Source organism: Psychrobacter sp. ASPA161_6, from assembly GCF_051970285.1.
Lineage (GTDB): Bacteria > Pseudomonadota > Gammaproteobacteria > Pseudomonadales > Moraxellaceae > Psychrobacter > Psychrobacter glaciei.
The window spans coordinates 755,834-770,847 of record NZ_JBEFNJ010000002.1; the positions used below are offsets into that span (position 1 = coordinate 755,834).

Genomic DNA, 15,014 nt, shown 5'->3' on the forward strand with positions numbered 1-15,014 from the left:
TCTAGCATGGTTATTGTTAGCAAATGATGAAAGTATTTTGCTATGAACGTAGCGATAAGTTTGCTGATGATAGGCAAGAGAAAGCGCCATAAAAAATGGCTTACTTATGTTAAATAAGTAAGCCAAAAAATAATTATCAGGTTTCTATAACTTGATTAGCCAATCCACTATAAATTCGGATTTAACCACTTCTCAGCAGTCTTTATATCCCAGCCTTTACGCTCAGCATAACTCTCTAACTGATCACGGCTAATTTTACCCACGTTGAAATACTCACTATCAGGGTGCGAATAATAGAATCCGCTCACTGATGACGCAGGCCACATCGCATAGCTTTCGGTCAAGGTCGTACCGATAGCATCTACTGTACCGAGCCAATCAAACAATTTGCCTTTTTCGGTGTGCTCAGGGCAGGCAGGGTAGCCAGGTGCAGGGCGAATACCCACGTATTTCTCTTTAATCATCTCATCATTGGTGAGTGACTCAGTCGGCTGATAGCCCCAGTATTCTTTACGGATGAGTTCATGCAGATGTTCAGCAAACGCTTCTGCTAAACGGTCAGACAGCGCCTGTACCATGATGGCATTATAGTCATCGCCTGCCGCTTTATATTGCTCAGCAAGTGCTTCTGTACCGACGACGGAGACAGTAAAGCCGCCCAAGTGATCGGTATGCGTCTCTGATGGCGAGATAAAGTCTGCCAAGCTAAAGTTCGGCTTGCCACTGGCTTTGTCGCTTTGCTGACGTAAGTGCTCAAACTGATAGGTTGGTTTGCCGCCATCAGCAGGTGCATTGTCATACACAGTCACGGTATCCGCACCAGTACGGCGGGCAGGCATAAGTTTAAACACACCTTTGGCCACGAGTGATTTCTCATCGATCATCTTTTGCATCAGCTCATTGGCATTATCAAATAAATCACGAGCCGCTTCGCCGACTACATCGTCTTGCAAGATTTTCGGATACTTACCGACCAGTCCCCAAGAGATAAAGAACGGCGTCCAATCGATATATGGCAGTAGGTTGGTGATAGGGTAATCATCCAATATCACTTGGCCTAACTTATTAGGCACTGGTGGCACATAGTTTTCCCAATCGTACTGAAATCCAATCTTGACCGAGTTCGCATAAGAGATCTTGGCCGCTTTTGGTTGACGCTTGGCCAGACGCTCACGTACTTTGACGTACTCTTCACGTGTCTCATCGATCAGCGCTTGACGATGCTCTTTTGATAGCAGCTTGGTGACCACACCGACGGAGCGTGAGGCATCAGTGACGTAGATGACGCCATCATTTTGATACTGCGGCTCAACCTTGACGGCAGTATGTGCTTTAGAGGTGGTGGCACCGCCAATCATGAGTGGTAGCGTCATGCCACGCTCTTGCATTTGTTTGGCAACATAGACCATTTCATCGAGGCTTGGGGTAATCAAGCCAGACAGTCCGATGATATCGACTTTTTCTGCAATGGCGGTATCGAGGATTTTTTCACAAGGTACCATGACGCCCAAGTCGACGATGTCATAACCGTTACAGCCCAGCACCACGCCCACGATGTTTTTACCGATATCATGTACGTCGCCTTTGACGGTCGCCATCAGAATTTTACCTTTGGTTTCGCCTTCTACTTTTTCGGCTTCGATATACGGGTTTAGCCACGCGACTGACTGCTTCATCACGCGTGCAGATTTGACCACTTGCGGTAGGAACATTTTACCGGCACCGAATAAGTCACCGACGATATTCATACCGTCCATGAGTGGGCCTTCGATGACTTCTAGCGGTTTGGGGTATTTCTCCCACGCTTCTTTGGTATCGGCTTCGATAAAGGTGGTAATACCTTTGACCAGTGCATGGGCAATACGGGCTTCGACGGTGCCTTCACGCCAACTCATATCGACCGTACTTTCTTTTTTCTTGCCGCCGTCTTGATAGTTTTCGGCAGCTGTCATTAGGCGTTCAGTTGCGTCCTGACCTGTTTCGCCTTGATTGCGGTTGAGCATGACATCTTCGATAGCGTCACGCGCTTCCTTTGGAATGTCATCGTATAGCTCAAGCATGGCTGGGTTGACGATACCCATGGTCAGGCCATTGGTAATCGCATGATATAAGAATACCGAGTTAATGGCTTCACGAATCGGGTTACCACGGAAACTAAACGACACGTTAGACACACCGCCCGATACCATGGCATTGGGCAAGTTATCCGTAATCCACTTAGTGGCATTGATGAAATCAGCACCGTAGTTGTTATGCTCAGTGATACCAGTAGCAACGGCAAAAATGTTCGGATCAAAGATAATATCTTCAGAAGGGAAGCCGACTTCGTTAACCAACACATCATAGCTGCGCTGACAGATTTGAATTTTACGCTCATAAGTATCAGCTTGACCATCTTCATCAAATGCCATGACGATAACGGCGGCACCATAGCGCATACAGAGTTTGGCGCGCTCGACGAACTCAGCATGACCTTCTTTTAGCGAGATAGAGTTGACGACAGATTTGCCCTGCGTGCGCTTTAGGCCTTCTTCGATGATGTCCCATTTAGAGGAGTCAATCATGAGCGGTACGCGGCTGATATCAGGCTCACCAGAAACTAGATTGATGAAATGAATCATCGCCTGCTTGGAGTCGAGCATGCCCTCATCCATGTTGATATCGACGATTTGCGCGCCGCCTTCTACCTGATCGCGAGCGACATCGAGCGCTTCGGTATAGGCTTCTGTTTTAATCAAGCGTAAGAACTTTTTAGAGCCTGTCACATTGGTACGCTCACCGACATTGACAAACAAGCTGTCAGCATTAATGGTAAATGGCTCAAGTCCAGACAAGCGGCAGGCAGGGGCGATTTCAGGAATCACGCGCGGTGCATAGTTTTTTACCATATTCGCGATTTGACGAATATGTTCTGGTGTCGTACCACAGCAGCCGCCCACGATGTTTAAGATACCTGCCTTTACAAAACCTTCAAGCAATGCGGTGGTTTCATCAGCGGTTTCGTCATATTCACCAAACTCATTGGGCAGGCCCGCATTTGGATGCGCTGACACATAAGTATTGGCGATATTAGATAACGTTTGAATGTGTGGACGCAGCGCATCGGCACCAAGCGCACAGTTGAAGCCAACCGATAATGGTTTGGCGTGGCGAATTGAGTTATAAAACGCTTCCGCCGTTTGCCCTGATAAGGTACGACCTGACGCATCAGTAATCGTACCCGAAATCATAATCGGTAATTCAAAACCAATGTCATCAAACACGCCAGTAATGGCAAATATCGCCGCTTTCGCATTCAGCGTATCAAAAATAGTTTCGATTAGGATAAGGTCGACACCGCCTTCTATCAAGCACAAGGTCGCTTCACGGTAGTTTAATACCAATTCATCAAAGGTAATATTACGAAAGGCTGGATCATTGACATCAGGTGATAGCGAGCAAGTGCGTGAAGTAGGGCCCACGACACCAGCGACGAAACGTGGCTTGTCAGGTGTCTTGGCGGTGAACGCATCTGCTGCACTGCGGGCAAGTTGGGCTGCCGTTTTATTTAGCTCAGGTACCAGATATTCCATGTCGTAGTCGGCCATGGATAAACGCGTACCGTTGAAGCTATTGGTCTCGATGATATCCGCACCAGCAGTCAAATGATCGTTATGGATGTCTATAATCATTTGTGGTTGCGAGAGTACGAGCAAATCATTATTGCCGCGCACGTCTTGGTCTATATCCGCAAAGCGCTCACCACGATAATCCGCTTCTTCTAATTTATAGGTTTGAATCTGCGTACCCATTGCGCCGTCTAACATCAAAATTCGTGACGCCATTTGCTCGGTGATACGGGCACGTGCGGTCAGTTGTTGTTTCTTGTAAGGAAACACGGCAGGTGGCGTGAGGATGAAATCATCAGCAGATTGCGCTGAGCTAGAGGTGGCGTCATGTTGAGAAGTAATCGTTTGAGTCATAGGAGCGCTGCTTATATCGTCAATGTCATAAAAGGAAGGAATAACAGATAGGGTGCAAAATTTTATAAAAGGAATAGGCAAATCCGCATTATTTTAGCATGAAAATAATATCCCACGCGGGATAGTGCTTATTCCTCTTTGGCAATATGGCAAATACAAAATCTGCTTTTTGAGCCATCAAGTTTGGAGTTTATTGCATAAAATAAATAGGCACAAATGACTATCATTTCGTTTAAAGATTACATAAAGCTTTGTTTTTAAGGTTAAAACCTATCAAGACTATTAAAAGTCCGACAGAACTTACATGCCTACGACAAAAAGTAGCGTAAAAGTGAATTCATAAGGCTTTTCTATATGTTAATTTAATTTCAGAAGAATTGGCTGTTGGTAAGAAAAACTTACAAGCAAGTGTTCATTGTTATTACTATTTGGTAAATATTATCAATAGCGCAATCAACACATTCTAAAGCCAATTATCTACTTTGTAAGTCAGTAATACAATAATCAAGAATGATTCAATCATGAAGGGATATATTATGAAAATTACTAAAATTGCTACTATCGGTACACTTGCTCTTTCAATCGCAGGTCTAAGCGCCTGTAATAATATAATGCCAGCCAAAAGCGCTGATATGAAAGCACCAATGCATAGCCAATCTATGGCAAAAATGAACATTGTACAAGTGGCGCAGAGCAACCCTGATTTTTCAGTGTTAGTAGAAGCAGTACAAGCAGCAGGTCTAGCAGGCATGTTGTCTGATCCTAATGCTCATTACACCGTATTTGCACCGACCAATGCTGCCTTTATGCAAGCATTACAAGAAACAGGTATGACCAAAGCGCAGTTGTTCGCCAACAAGCCTTTGTTAACTAAGGTATTAGGTTATCACGTCGTGAGTGGTGATATGGCCATGTACGCTAAAGACGTTAAGCCTGGTAATGTCATGACAGCCAGCAAAGATACCTTGATGGTAACTAAAGAAGGTAAGTTGATGGATGAAAATGGCCGCACAGCTAACATCTTGAAAACTGACATCGCTGCCAACAATGGTGTGGTACACGTGATCGATAAAGTATTGTTACCTAAATAAGAATAATTAAAACCTGATATCTCTACTTTCTATGAGGTAGAGATTGAACCAATAACAGCTGTTATCTGTATGAGTCAACAATCAGATAATGGCGTTTTTAGATATATGGCATGTCAAATAGTGCTACTTCAAAATAGCGTATTAGCAATTATAAAGCAGTTATATTGTCAATACGCCATATCCAGAATAAAAGTCAACAACAGCGTACACGTGATTGATACAGTGTTGCTACCTAAGTAAGTACCAATTAAAAATTAAACCGTTAGAATTATAGTTATCGATATAGCGAATTTGATATCAGGACTGGATAATAAGTAGTCGGTACTGTCTGCAAGATATCAGTCACTTTTATCTTTATTTAAAATGAATATTTGTTAATCACATTATTTAATTAATTATCTACAAGGAAATACCTATGTTAAAGAAAAACTTACTATCTATCGCCGTAGTTACAGCCGCCATGTCACTAGCTGCTTGTAGTGACAAAGAAGCCGCTACTGATCCAGTTGAGCCTGAAGTTACCACCGAAGAAATGGCAGTTGAGCCAGTTGCTGAAGCTGATCCAATGGTTGAAGCAGAGCCAATGACTGACATGGAAGCTACACAGACTATCGCTGAAATAGCGGCAGGCAATGAGAACCTAACTATCCTTACAGCAGCGCTTCAAGCCGCTGGTCTTGATACTATGTTGATGGAAGATACCAAATACACAGTATTTGCCCCAACTGACGATGCTTTTGCTCCAGTACTAGAGAAGTTAGGCGTGACTAAAGAAGAGTTATTGGCCAACACTGATCTACTTAAGAAAGTACTTCCTTACCATGTAGTACCTATGGAAGTTAAAGCTGCTGATATCCCTTACGCTACTGATATCAAAACCGCTAACGGCGCAACGATTTCTATTAGCGATGCTAACGTCATTACAGATGCTACTGGTGGAACGGCTAACATCACTGGTACTGACATAATGGCAACCAATGGTGTGGTACACACTATCGATGCAGTATTAATGCCTGAGTAATTTTTTACAGACTACTGGTCATGACTTATCAGTAGTTGACGTGTAGATAATACTGAAAGAGCCTAGCCATTGAGCTGGGCTTTTTTGTGCCAATATATTTATCTTGGTATTTTTTACGACGGTCTATAAGGGTATCGGCACAAAAAAGCCCGAGACAATAGTCTCGGGCTTTTTATACGCAATGAGTAGGGTGTAGCAGTACTAAACTAAAGAAGATTATACGTTGTCTTTACGTAGTGGGTCTGCGTTCATTCTTTTTTGTTCAGCTAGATGACGCTCTTCCCAATAAGGTGCGTTTTTGATACCAAATTTGGCAGGATCAAAACTATAGCGTTTCACGCCAGCTTTACGCTGAGCTTCATAATCTTTTAGCATAGTCAATGTTGGACGAGCCACAATGAAGATGACCAAAATACCAACAATATTGAGCCAAGCCATGAGGCCAACACCAATATCACCAATAGCCCAGATATAACCAGCTGAATTCAAGCCACCGTAGGCAACCATCACCATGATTAGAATTTTGACTAAGAATAGACCAGTTTTATTGGCACCGCGACCGAGGAAGCGAGTCAAGTAAGCCACGTTTACTTCAGCGATGTAGTAGTAAGCCAAAATCGTAGTAAAGGCAAAGAAGAATACTGCGATGGCAATAAAGGTATTACCATAGGTGCCATAGACAGATTCCATTGCCATTTGCGTAAAGGCAGGTGAGTTAATCTCAACACCAGCAGCAACATTCTGTACGATGAACTGACCATCTGGAAGCGTACCTTGAATGTTATACATGCCTGTAGATAAAATCATAAAGGCGGTAGCAGAACAGACTAGCAACGTATCGACATATACTGAGAATGCCTGTACTAAACCTTGCTGTGATGGATGCTCAACTTCAGCAGCAGCAGCAGCGTGAGGGCCAGTACCTTGTCCAGCTTCGTTAGAGTAAATACCACGTTTTACACCCCAACCAATAGCAGCACCGAAACCTGCTTGTGCAGTGAATGCATCACCAATGATCATACCAAATACATCTGGGATCAAGCTGACGTTAGAGAACATAATAATTAAGGCTAAAACGATATAACCTAGTGCCATAAAAGGTACAGCAAACTCGGTAAAAGTTGCAATACGCTTAATACCACCAAAGATGATGATACCTAGAACGACTAGAATGATACCTAGTGCCACTAAACGCATAGAGCCAACTTCTAGGCCTCCGACGTTCATGATAGTACCTTCACCCATCACCTGTGCGAACGCACTGATAACACCGTTTGCCTGTACGCCTGGTAAGAACATACCGCAAGCTAAGATAGAAGCGATGGCGAAGAGGATGCCGTACCACTTTTGACCAAGGGCACGCTCAAAGTAATAAGCTGGGCCACCGCGATATTCGCCAGTGATCACATCTTTTTCTTTATAAATCTGTGCAAGGGTAGACTCGACGTAGGCAGTAGATGCCCCTAAGAAGGCCACAACCCACATCCAAAATACTGCACCTGGACCACCGAAGCCGATAGCAGCAGCTACCCCAGCGATGTTACCCATACCCACGCGTCCTGCGAGTGAGACGGCAAGTGCCTGAAATGATGAAATACCTTGTGCGCTAGATTTACCGGTGAATAGTAACTTTATCATTTCACCGAATAGACGTACTTGTACGAAGCGCGTCATAATGGAATAAAACAGACCCGCACCCAGACACAGATAGATCAGTGCAGGGCTCCAGATAATTCCGTTTACTAAATTGACTAAACCTTCCATATGTATATTCCTAATACTGTCTCAAAGTGGCTATTAATATAATACTAATACCGGCGTCAACCAATTGCTCTAGTGGCTCACTTAGTTTGCCTGCATAGACTTACACATCTCGTTAAGTCTTATATGTACTTAGCCACTCAGAATGGACTGTAGTTGTCTGTATTTATCCGCTTGGCCTATTCGCAACACTGACCATGTGTATACCGCTCATCAGAGTCAATTTCAAAATGAGCTGCAGTTGCAATCCTTTGCTGTCTTCATTATGCGGTACATCCAGTCATTACGTTATCGACGCAATAGCTGTTATAAATGGACCAGCGGATAAAACAGGCGGTTATATAATTAAATACTTATCAGTAAAGTGATAGCATTCAACTTGCTATGAGTCGTATCGATTGGCTACACTGGTAAAAGCTTGTCGATTTGTAAGTTGAGGCTTTGGCGATCCCTGAACAGAGTTAACCAGACGTTCGTAATCCTCTAATACTAAACAAACGATAAGTCCACTACCAAATGTATTCAAACCGTACGGCTACGTAACTGCAATTTGCCATATTTTTGGCACAATTACTAGAAATTTCTTTAAGAGTAGCAGGATATCTCGATGTTTGAGACGACAGACCCCACAATAAATAGCGATGAAACAAAGGAGTTTTGTAACTGCTACATTATTGTTTTACCCGCAGTCCGGAGCGAAATGGCTTATTAGTCAACATAATTAGGCTTTTGGATAAATATAACCATAGTGTAAGCAAGTATAAATGCCAATATGATTAGGCGTGGCGGTTGTGTTTTGGTAACGATGAATTGTAAATAGTGGGTTATATCGCCATTATTGGCAGAATGTCTTGTAGGCTATAAAATGTAACCGTTACTGACGACTATCATTCTATTGAATAAAGTAGTAGTGGATGGACTGGATAAATAGACGTACAAGATGGTTGAACAAGTGGTTATATCAGCTGTAAAAAACGTGTTACTAGGTATTTGTTATTTATCATTATTAGGAGAGACAACGATGACGCGTAAATCCATTGTAAAACCCATGTTGCTATCAGCAGTATTAGCGACTTCTACCGTTGGTTTGACGGGTTGTGGTTATAACAATCTGCAAGCACAAGATGAGCAGGTAACGGCTTCGTGGTCAGAAGTAGTCAACCAATACCAACGCCGCTCAGACCTAGTGCCAAACTTGGTCAAAGTTGTACAGCAATACGCAGAGCAAGAGCAAGAGGTGTTTACCCAAGTTGCTGAAGCGCGCTCACGTGCTGGTGGTATCACCGTGACCCCTGAGGTGCTCAACGACCCTGAAGCGATGGAGCGTTATGCGGCTGCGCAAGAGCAGATGACTGGCGCTTTATCGCGTCTAATGGCCGTCTCTGAGCGCTATCCTGAGCTAAAGTCAGATGCCTTGTTCCAAGATTTGCAAGCACAGCTAGAAGGCACGGAAAACCGTATCGCCGTTGCTCGTAACCGCTATATTCAAGAAGTACAAAGCTATAATACGACGGTGCGTCAATTTCCAACCAATATCACTGCCAAAGTATTTGGTCTAGATACCAAGCCAAACTTTACGGTAGCCAATGAAGATGCCATTTCAACAGCACCCAGTGTTGACTTTGGCGACGACGATGCAGCAGCTGCTCAGTAAAGTATGGTGCATAAAAAATACGGTGCACAAAAAGTACGATGCATAATAAGGCTTGATGCTTAAAAGATAAACGAAGCTCATAGTTATTGCAGTAGTCGCTATTCATTCAGCACAGACGTCATTTGAGGTGGTATAGATTAGATGAATCATTCAAAAGCAATCTTATCAGTATTACTATTCACACTGAGCATCAGTAGTGCGCCAGTGCTGTATGCGGCACCTAATGATACGGCAGTGGCTACCGATAGTGGCTCAAACAGCCCCTCGAATCTGCAAAACCGCAGTGTCGAGGATTTGGTAGCGATTGCCAAAGCAGGCGAGTCCAACGAAGCCATAAATGATGCGGTATTGGGTAACGAGGCAATTAACGAAGCCATACTGGGCAACGATGCGATCAACCCTAATGCGGCTGACAATGACACGGCTAATAGTGAAAATCCAGCAACACGAGCGCCTGCTAAGCCAGCTGTTCAATCAAATGCTGAAAGTGTCGATGCCGACAAGCTCATATTAAACAGCCCTGTTATTGACCAAGCCAATATTTTAAACCCGCAAGAAAAGCAGCGCTTAGAGGCGCAGCTCAGAAGTATCTATCAACAAGGTTTGGCGCAGGCAGCCGTTGTCATTGTGCCGACTACCAATGGTTTGCCTATCTTTGACTATGCTTTGCAGGTTGCAGAGAAATGGCAGTTGGGTGATAAAGATATCGATGATGGTTTGCTGATTGTCGTCGCAGTTAATGACCGTGATATGTATGTCCTAACGGGTTATGGGCTAGAGGGTGTGCTACCAGATGCCGCGGTCAACCGTATCATTCGTGAAGACATCACGCCATTGTTTAAGCAAGACAACTATGGTGCGGGGATACTAGCAGGTGTCGATGCACTCAAAACGCGCCTGACTGCTGATCCTGACGTATTGGCCCGTGCCGATGCTCAAGCTGCGGAACGTAACGTTCAACAAGGCTCAGATGAGCTACCATCACCTATTTTCTTATTTATTATGGCAATGATATTTGGTAGTTTTATCACCAACATTTTAGGCCGAGTATTTGGTTCTATCATTACCGCAGGTGGGTTTTTTGCTGGCTCGCTGGCACTGGGCGGCGGGTTCTTCATGACATTGATTATGGCAATATTTATATGGCTGTTTTTGATCTCACGCGGCGGCGGTGGTGGCAAAGGTGGTGGCGGTAAAGGTGGCAGACGACGCGGCGGTATGATTTTCTTACCCGGTATGGGTGGCGGAAGTGGTGGCGGCTTTGGCGGTGGGGGCTTCGGAGGCGGCGGCTTTGGTGGCGGCGGTGGTGGATTTGGCGGTGGCGGTGCTGGTGGCTCATGGTAAGTAACTATTAAAAATTGGTTAGTAAAAACCAAGCAAATGAAGCCGCAGTAAAAAAACGCAAACAACCTGCAAAAATGATGTCTGTGAGGAAACAATTAAATGTCAGAAAACAATGCTCCAAAAGCCAGTTTTGCCCGCTGGTGGCGTCAGGTCTTATTCGTGCCTTTGCTGCACAGCAAATGGCTGACAGCAGAAGCCAAAGCCCGTTTGACAGATGAGGTCACTAGCGCAGAGCGTGGCCATCGTGGAGAAGTGTTTTTAATTATAGAAAACCACCTGCCGACTCAGGATGCTTATCATATCGACTGCCGCGAACGTGCGGTGGATTTGTTCAGCGAGTATCGAGTGTGGGACACTGAAGAAAACACGGGTGTCTTGGTTTATGTCAATATCTGTGAGCATAAATTAGAGATAGTCGCGGATCGCGGTATCAGCGCTCATGTGAGCCCCACAGTCTGGCGGGCGATGTGTGAAAAAGCCGTGTCGGGTATCGCCAATAAAAACACCGAAGAGAGCTTGGCTGAATTATTAGACGAAGTTGGGCAGGTATTGCGTCAGTACTATCATCTTGAGAATAACCCAGCAGGTAATGAGCTGTCCGATACCGTGGTATTTTTGAAATAGCGTTTATGAAGTAGCATTTATGAAGTGATGCTTATAATAAGGTAGGACGTTTTGATCTTAATCTATAGGGTTTTAGGCGAAATCCAAATATAATAGACTTTTAAACAAGAGGGCGCTTCCAAATGCATCTATAGCCAGACGCATTTATAGAGATCAAGCCTTAGAAAAAAGCCTTAGAAAAAAGCCTTTATCAAAAACCATTACTGGAACACTATGATCGAGTTAATAAAAAAGCTACCAAAAGCGGAACTTCATCTACATATTGAAGGCTCGCTAGAACCTGAGCTGATGTTTAGATTGGCGAAAAAAAACCAAGTAGAGATTCCTTATACAGACATAGAAGATGTACGCAATGCTTATAACTTCACCAACTTGCAGACCTTTTTAGATATCTACTATGCGGGTGCCAATGTCCTGCTCACAAAAGATGATTTTTATGATTTGACGTGGGAATATATTCTTAAATGTGTTGAAGACAACGTCATTCACACAGAAATATTTTTTGACCCACAGACGCATACCGAACGTGGTGTACCTTTTGAAGCCGTAATCACTGGTATCAAAGAAGCGCTCGTAGATGCTAAAGAAAAGCATGGTATTACGTCTTGCATCATTATGTGCTTCTTAAGACATTTATCACAAGAAGAGGCGTTTGAAACCTTAGAGCAAGCATTGGCGTACAAAGACGATATCATCGGTGTTGGTCTTGATTCATCAGAACTGGGCAATCCGCCATCGAAATTTAAAGAAGTCTTCCAAAAAGCCAAAGAAGAAGGCTTTAAATTGGTCGCTCATGCTGGTGAAGAGGCAGATTTTTCGTATATCTATGAAGCTTTGGATTTGTTAGAGATTAATAGAATCGATCATGGTGTGCAGTCTATAAAAAGCCCAGAATTGATGCAAAGGCTCAAAGACGAGCAAATGCCGCTGACAGTTTGTCCGAACTCAAATATCGAACTCAAGGTCTTTGAAAATTATAAAGAACACAATATCAAAGAGCTGCTGGATTATGGTTTAAACATTAGTGTCAATTCAGACGATCCAGCATATTTCAAAGGCTATATGAATCAGAACTTTATAAATATATGCGAAAACTTACCGCTAACGGAAGACGATGTTGTTACTTTAGTAAAGAACTCCTTTAACTCCTCATTTATCAGTGATGAGTTAAAAGAATCCTACTTAGCGAAGGTTGATCTTGCGTTGAAATAAGCTTTAATGCGTTTATTTTTTAGTAGTGAAGGCTTAACGACTGGTATCAACCGTTAAGCCTTTTTTATTGTTCATTTTATATCCATACTTATAAAGCAGTAATTTCTTCTATAAGTAACGGCAAAATGACGCCAGCCTTTTCTGCTAAAGTGATATCAACGATGGTGTTTGGCGTTGGGTCGGGGTTTATCTCTATAATCTTGGCACCATTTTGCTTGGCTAGCTGTGCGAGACCTGCGGCAGGGTAAACAAGACTTGATGTGCCAATACTGATAAATACCTCGCAATTAGCCGCTGCTGCTTCTGCAATCTGCCATGCTTGTATGGGTAAGGCTTCTCCAAACCAAACAATATCCGGTCGGATATAGCCACCACAATGCGGGCAGGTCAGCAGTGCCTCATCGAAGCTCATGGTGTTTCGGTTATCGTATGAAGTTCTTGGTTGATCTTGATAGAGTGTCTGACATTGACCACAGCAGTTGCGCCACAGATGACCATGTAAATGAGTCACCGAGCTACCAGCTTGCTCATGCAAATCATCGACATTCTGAGTGATGAGAGTCACTTGCTGATCGGAAGTTTGCGCATGGTATTGCCACTGAGCCAACGCATGATGGGCTGGATTTGGCGCTTTATCTGCCACCAGCTGTCTGCGCCACTGATACCATGACCACACCAGCTTTGGATCACGAACGAACGCTTCAGGTGTGGCCAAATCCTCAACGCCGTAGTTCTCCCACAATCCTGTCTGCTTGTCTCGGAACGTTGGAATGCCGCTTTCTGCTGAAATGCCAGCGCCAGTCAAAATGCAAATATGCTGTTTCGCTGCCAACAGTTTTGCCGCAAGTTTTACTTCTGCTATTAACGCTGGTGATAATTCTGCTAACATGAGCCAACCCTTGCTAATAATGGATATTTTTTCTTATGATAGACGGAATTTGGTGGCTTGTCATATTGTTCGCTGTCATCGCAGCCTTATGGTTCGCGGCAAAATCGCGCGGGGCAAAAGTAGGAGAAAAACATAGTGGCGCAAAATCAAAAAATGCCACACCTAATGATGCTCTGCAAAAAACATCAGCGCTATTAAAGCAGTACTTTCCTGATTATCGAGTCACACGTAAGGTAAATCATTTACTCGTTAGCAAACAAGGCAAGAAAGTCGCGATGATTACGATTGATAAGAAGATTGCTGCAAGTCAGCGCCGTCTAGGTGAGATACCAGTGATTAATTACCACCGAGTCCCCAGCCGCGCTCAGCTGACTGCAAATTTGCAAGAGGCAGAGTAAATTTTGCTATACAGTCAATTCTCTATAAATTGGGTACGGTGTCAGTCTCGCTCAGTCTACTATTTGTAGTACTTTCACTCTGCTTCCTTGTATCCAAATTATACCGAACTGACTATAGGAGAGAGCCTCAGAAGTATACGGGCACAGAAAAACCGCAAAAATTTTGAAGTGTAGGTTTGATAGGTATAGACAGTTTATTTAGGGTAGTGCTAAGGAAGTGATGGAGCGAGGTTGTAAACATCATAATTGGTGCGCTCGGCGGGAATCGAACCCACGACCCTCGGCTTCGGAGGCTAGAACCACCATATTTCATTAAGTTATATTAATGTATAACAACCTACCATACTATACAAATAAAGAGGTGTAAAGGATTTATCGGTGTGACGTTTAGCGTCTTTTAAAGAATTTTATAGCAACATGAATATCAATTTTGGTCACTAGTTAAGTATAGAATTCAATCATTTTTTATGGTTTTAATGTACGTATTTTATACTTAAATTTTTCAGAAATTACTGATTAAGCGAATTATTAACTCATCAAAGTAATATCGGAATAAATTACTGTAGAAATGGGGTGCTATAATTTCGAAAAAATAGTCAGGCATTTCAGCCGTAGTTTAGATCTTAACGATTTTTCGAATGCATTGAAGAAACGGTTCTGGACTACACTTGCAAATACTCCGATATTGAGTTTTTGACAACAACGTTTTGAGTTTATCTTCTTTTGATTTACCTTGTTAAGCCATCAATAATCTTACAGTAACCTCAAAAAAATACTCATCTTTGATAGTGATACCAACCGTACCTTTATGTGCATTAGCGATAGCCTGCACGATAGATAATCCCAACCCTGTACCTGCATACTTATGGCTAGTTTTATCATGACGATAAAATCGCTCGAATAATTTATCGGCTTGACTCTGATCTAACGGTTTGTCTAAACGATTGGTTATCGTTAGTCTCAACCATGGCTGCTTTGAGGGTCGAACCTCGTCTTCTGCTACATTAAGTGAGGTGGTTGAGGTGAAGACGGTAGCGGATATCATGATAGTACTATCA

11 protein-coding genes are annotated in these 15,014 nt (G+C 43.4%); 7 read left to right on the forward strand and 4 right to left on the reverse strand.

The genetic code is table 11. The annotated features are described in order from the left end of the window. Positions 1–167 precede the first annotated feature (167 nt). Positions 168–3,962, reverse strand: coding sequence for a methionine synthase (metH, locus tag ACTQ9T_RS09175; protein ID WP_440464850.1), 3,795 nt, complete (start codon positions 3,960–3,962; stop codon positions 168–170). A 536-nt stretch (positions 3,963–4,498) separates the two neighbouring features. On the opposite strand from metH, the gene ACTQ9T_RS09180 reads away from it, so the two are divergent. Both ACTQ9T_RS09180 and ACTQ9T_RS09185 read left to right on the forward strand, forming a co-directional pair. Next, positions 4,499–5,053 carry a fasciclin domain-containing protein gene (locus ACTQ9T_RS09180; protein ID WP_440464851.1) on the forward strand — a complete coding sequence of 185 codons (555 nt, stop codon included), beginning with the start codon at positions 4,499–4,501 and terminating at the stop codon, positions 5,051–5,053. A 415-nt stretch (positions 5,054–5,468) separates the two neighbouring features. Continuing rightward, on the forward strand, positions 5,469–6,074 hold the full coding sequence (locus tag ACTQ9T_RS09185; protein ID WP_352310460.1) for a fasciclin domain-containing protein: 606 nt from the start codon (positions 5,469–5,471) through the stop codon (positions 6,072–6,074). A gap of 216 nt (positions 6,075–6,290) precedes the next feature. On the opposite strand, the gene ACTQ9T_RS09190 is transcribed toward ACTQ9T_RS09185, so the two are convergent. After that, positions 6,291–7,838: an alanine/glycine:cation symporter family protein gene (locus tag ACTQ9T_RS09190; RefSeq protein ID WP_010196574.1), complete on the reverse strand. Its 1,548-nt coding sequence runs from the start codon at positions 7,836–7,838 to the stop codon at positions 6,291–6,293. A 1,018-nt stretch (positions 7,839–8,856) separates the two neighbouring features. On the opposite strand from ACTQ9T_RS09190, the gene ACTQ9T_RS09195 reads away from it, so the two are divergent. The 4 genes from ACTQ9T_RS09195 to ACTQ9T_RS09210 all read left to right on the forward strand — a co-directional run bounded on the left by ACTQ9T_RS09195 (position 8,857) and on the right by ACTQ9T_RS09210 (position 12,669). Further along, on the forward strand, positions 8,857–9,489 hold the full coding sequence (locus tag ACTQ9T_RS09195) for a LemA family protein (RefSeq protein WP_440464852.1): 633 nt from the start codon (positions 8,857–8,859) through the stop codon (positions 9,487–9,489). A 141-nt stretch (positions 9,490–9,630) separates the two neighbouring features. Beyond that, the gene (locus tag ACTQ9T_RS09200) at positions 9,631–10,833 is read left to right on the forward strand and encodes a TPM domain-containing protein (protein ID WP_440464853.1); all 1,203 of its coding nucleotides are present in this window, start codon (positions 9,631–9,633) and stop codon (positions 10,831–10,833) included. Between the two features lie 99 nt (positions 10,834–10,932). Beyond that, on the forward strand, positions 10,933–11,457 hold the full coding sequence (locus tag ACTQ9T_RS09205) for a TPM domain-containing protein (RefSeq protein WP_440464854.1): 525 nt from the start codon (positions 10,933–10,935) through the stop codon (positions 11,455–11,457). 213 nt (positions 11,458–11,670) lie between these two features. After that, positions 11,671–12,669 carry an adenosine deaminase gene (locus ACTQ9T_RS09210; protein WP_440464855.1) on the forward strand — a complete coding sequence of 333 codons (999 nt, stop codon included), beginning with the start codon at positions 11,671–11,673 and terminating at the stop codon, positions 12,667–12,669. 88 nt (positions 12,670–12,757) lie between these two features. Here ACTQ9T_RS09210 and ACTQ9T_RS09215 read toward each other — a convergent pair whose 3' ends face one another. Next, complete coding sequence (locus ACTQ9T_RS09215) at positions 12,758–13,558, reverse strand: SIR2 family NAD-dependent protein deacylase (RefSeq protein WP_440464856.1); 801 nt, start codon at positions 13,556–13,558, stop codon at positions 12,758–12,760. A 35-nt stretch (positions 13,559–13,593) separates the two neighbouring features. On the opposite strand from ACTQ9T_RS09215, the gene ACTQ9T_RS09220 reads away from it, so the two are divergent. After that, the gene (locus tag ACTQ9T_RS09220) at positions 13,594–13,956 is read left to right on the forward strand and encodes a hypothetical protein (protein WP_440464857.1); all 363 of its coding nucleotides are present in this window, start codon (positions 13,594–13,596) and stop codon (positions 13,954–13,956) included. Between the two features lie 736 nt (positions 13,957–14,692). On the opposite strand, the gene ACTQ9T_RS09225 is transcribed toward ACTQ9T_RS09220, so the two are convergent. Next, positions 14,693–15,014: ATP-binding protein (locus ACTQ9T_RS09225; protein WP_440464858.1), on the reverse strand; the 322-nt coding region annotated here is incomplete at its 5' end.

Excerpts from the sequence above, each read along its gene's own strand:
- metH (WP_440464850.1), bottom strand. The coding sequence starts at position 3,962 with ATGACTCAAACGATTACTTCTCAACATGACGCCACCTCTAGCTCAGCG.
- ACTQ9T_RS09180 (WP_440464851.1), top strand. The coding sequence starts at position 4,499 with ATGAAAATTACTAAAATTGCTACTATCGGTACACTTGCTCTTTCAATC.
- ACTQ9T_RS09185 (WP_352310460.1), top strand. The coding sequence starts at position 5,469 with ATGTTAAAGAAAAACTTACTATCTATCGCCGTAGTTACAGCCGCCATG.
- ACTQ9T_RS09190 (WP_010196574.1), bottom strand. The coding sequence starts at position 7,838 with ATGGAAGGTTTAGTCAATTTAGTAAACGGAATTATCTGGAGCCCTGCA.
- ACTQ9T_RS09195 (WP_440464852.1), top strand. The coding sequence starts at position 8,857 with ATGACGCGTAAATCCATTGTAAAACCCATGTTGCTATCAGCAGTATTA.
- ACTQ9T_RS09200 (WP_440464853.1), top strand. The coding sequence starts at position 9,631 with ATGAATCATTCAAAAGCAATCTTATCAGTATTACTATTCACACTGAGC.
- ACTQ9T_RS09205 (WP_440464854.1), top strand. The coding sequence starts at position 10,933 with ATGTCAGAAAACAATGCTCCAAAAGCCAGTTTTGCCCGCTGGTGGCGT.
- ACTQ9T_RS09210 (WP_440464855.1), top strand. The coding sequence starts at position 11,671 with ATGATCGAGTTAATAAAAAAGCTACCAAAAGCGGAACTTCATCTACAT.
- ACTQ9T_RS09215 (WP_440464856.1), bottom strand. The coding sequence starts at position 13,558 with ATGTTAGCAGAATTATCACCAGCGTTAATAGCAGAAGTAAAACTTGCG.
- ACTQ9T_RS09220 (WP_440464857.1), top strand. The coding sequence starts at position 13,594 with ATGATAGACGGAATTTGGTGGCTTGTCATATTGTTCGCTGTCATCGCA.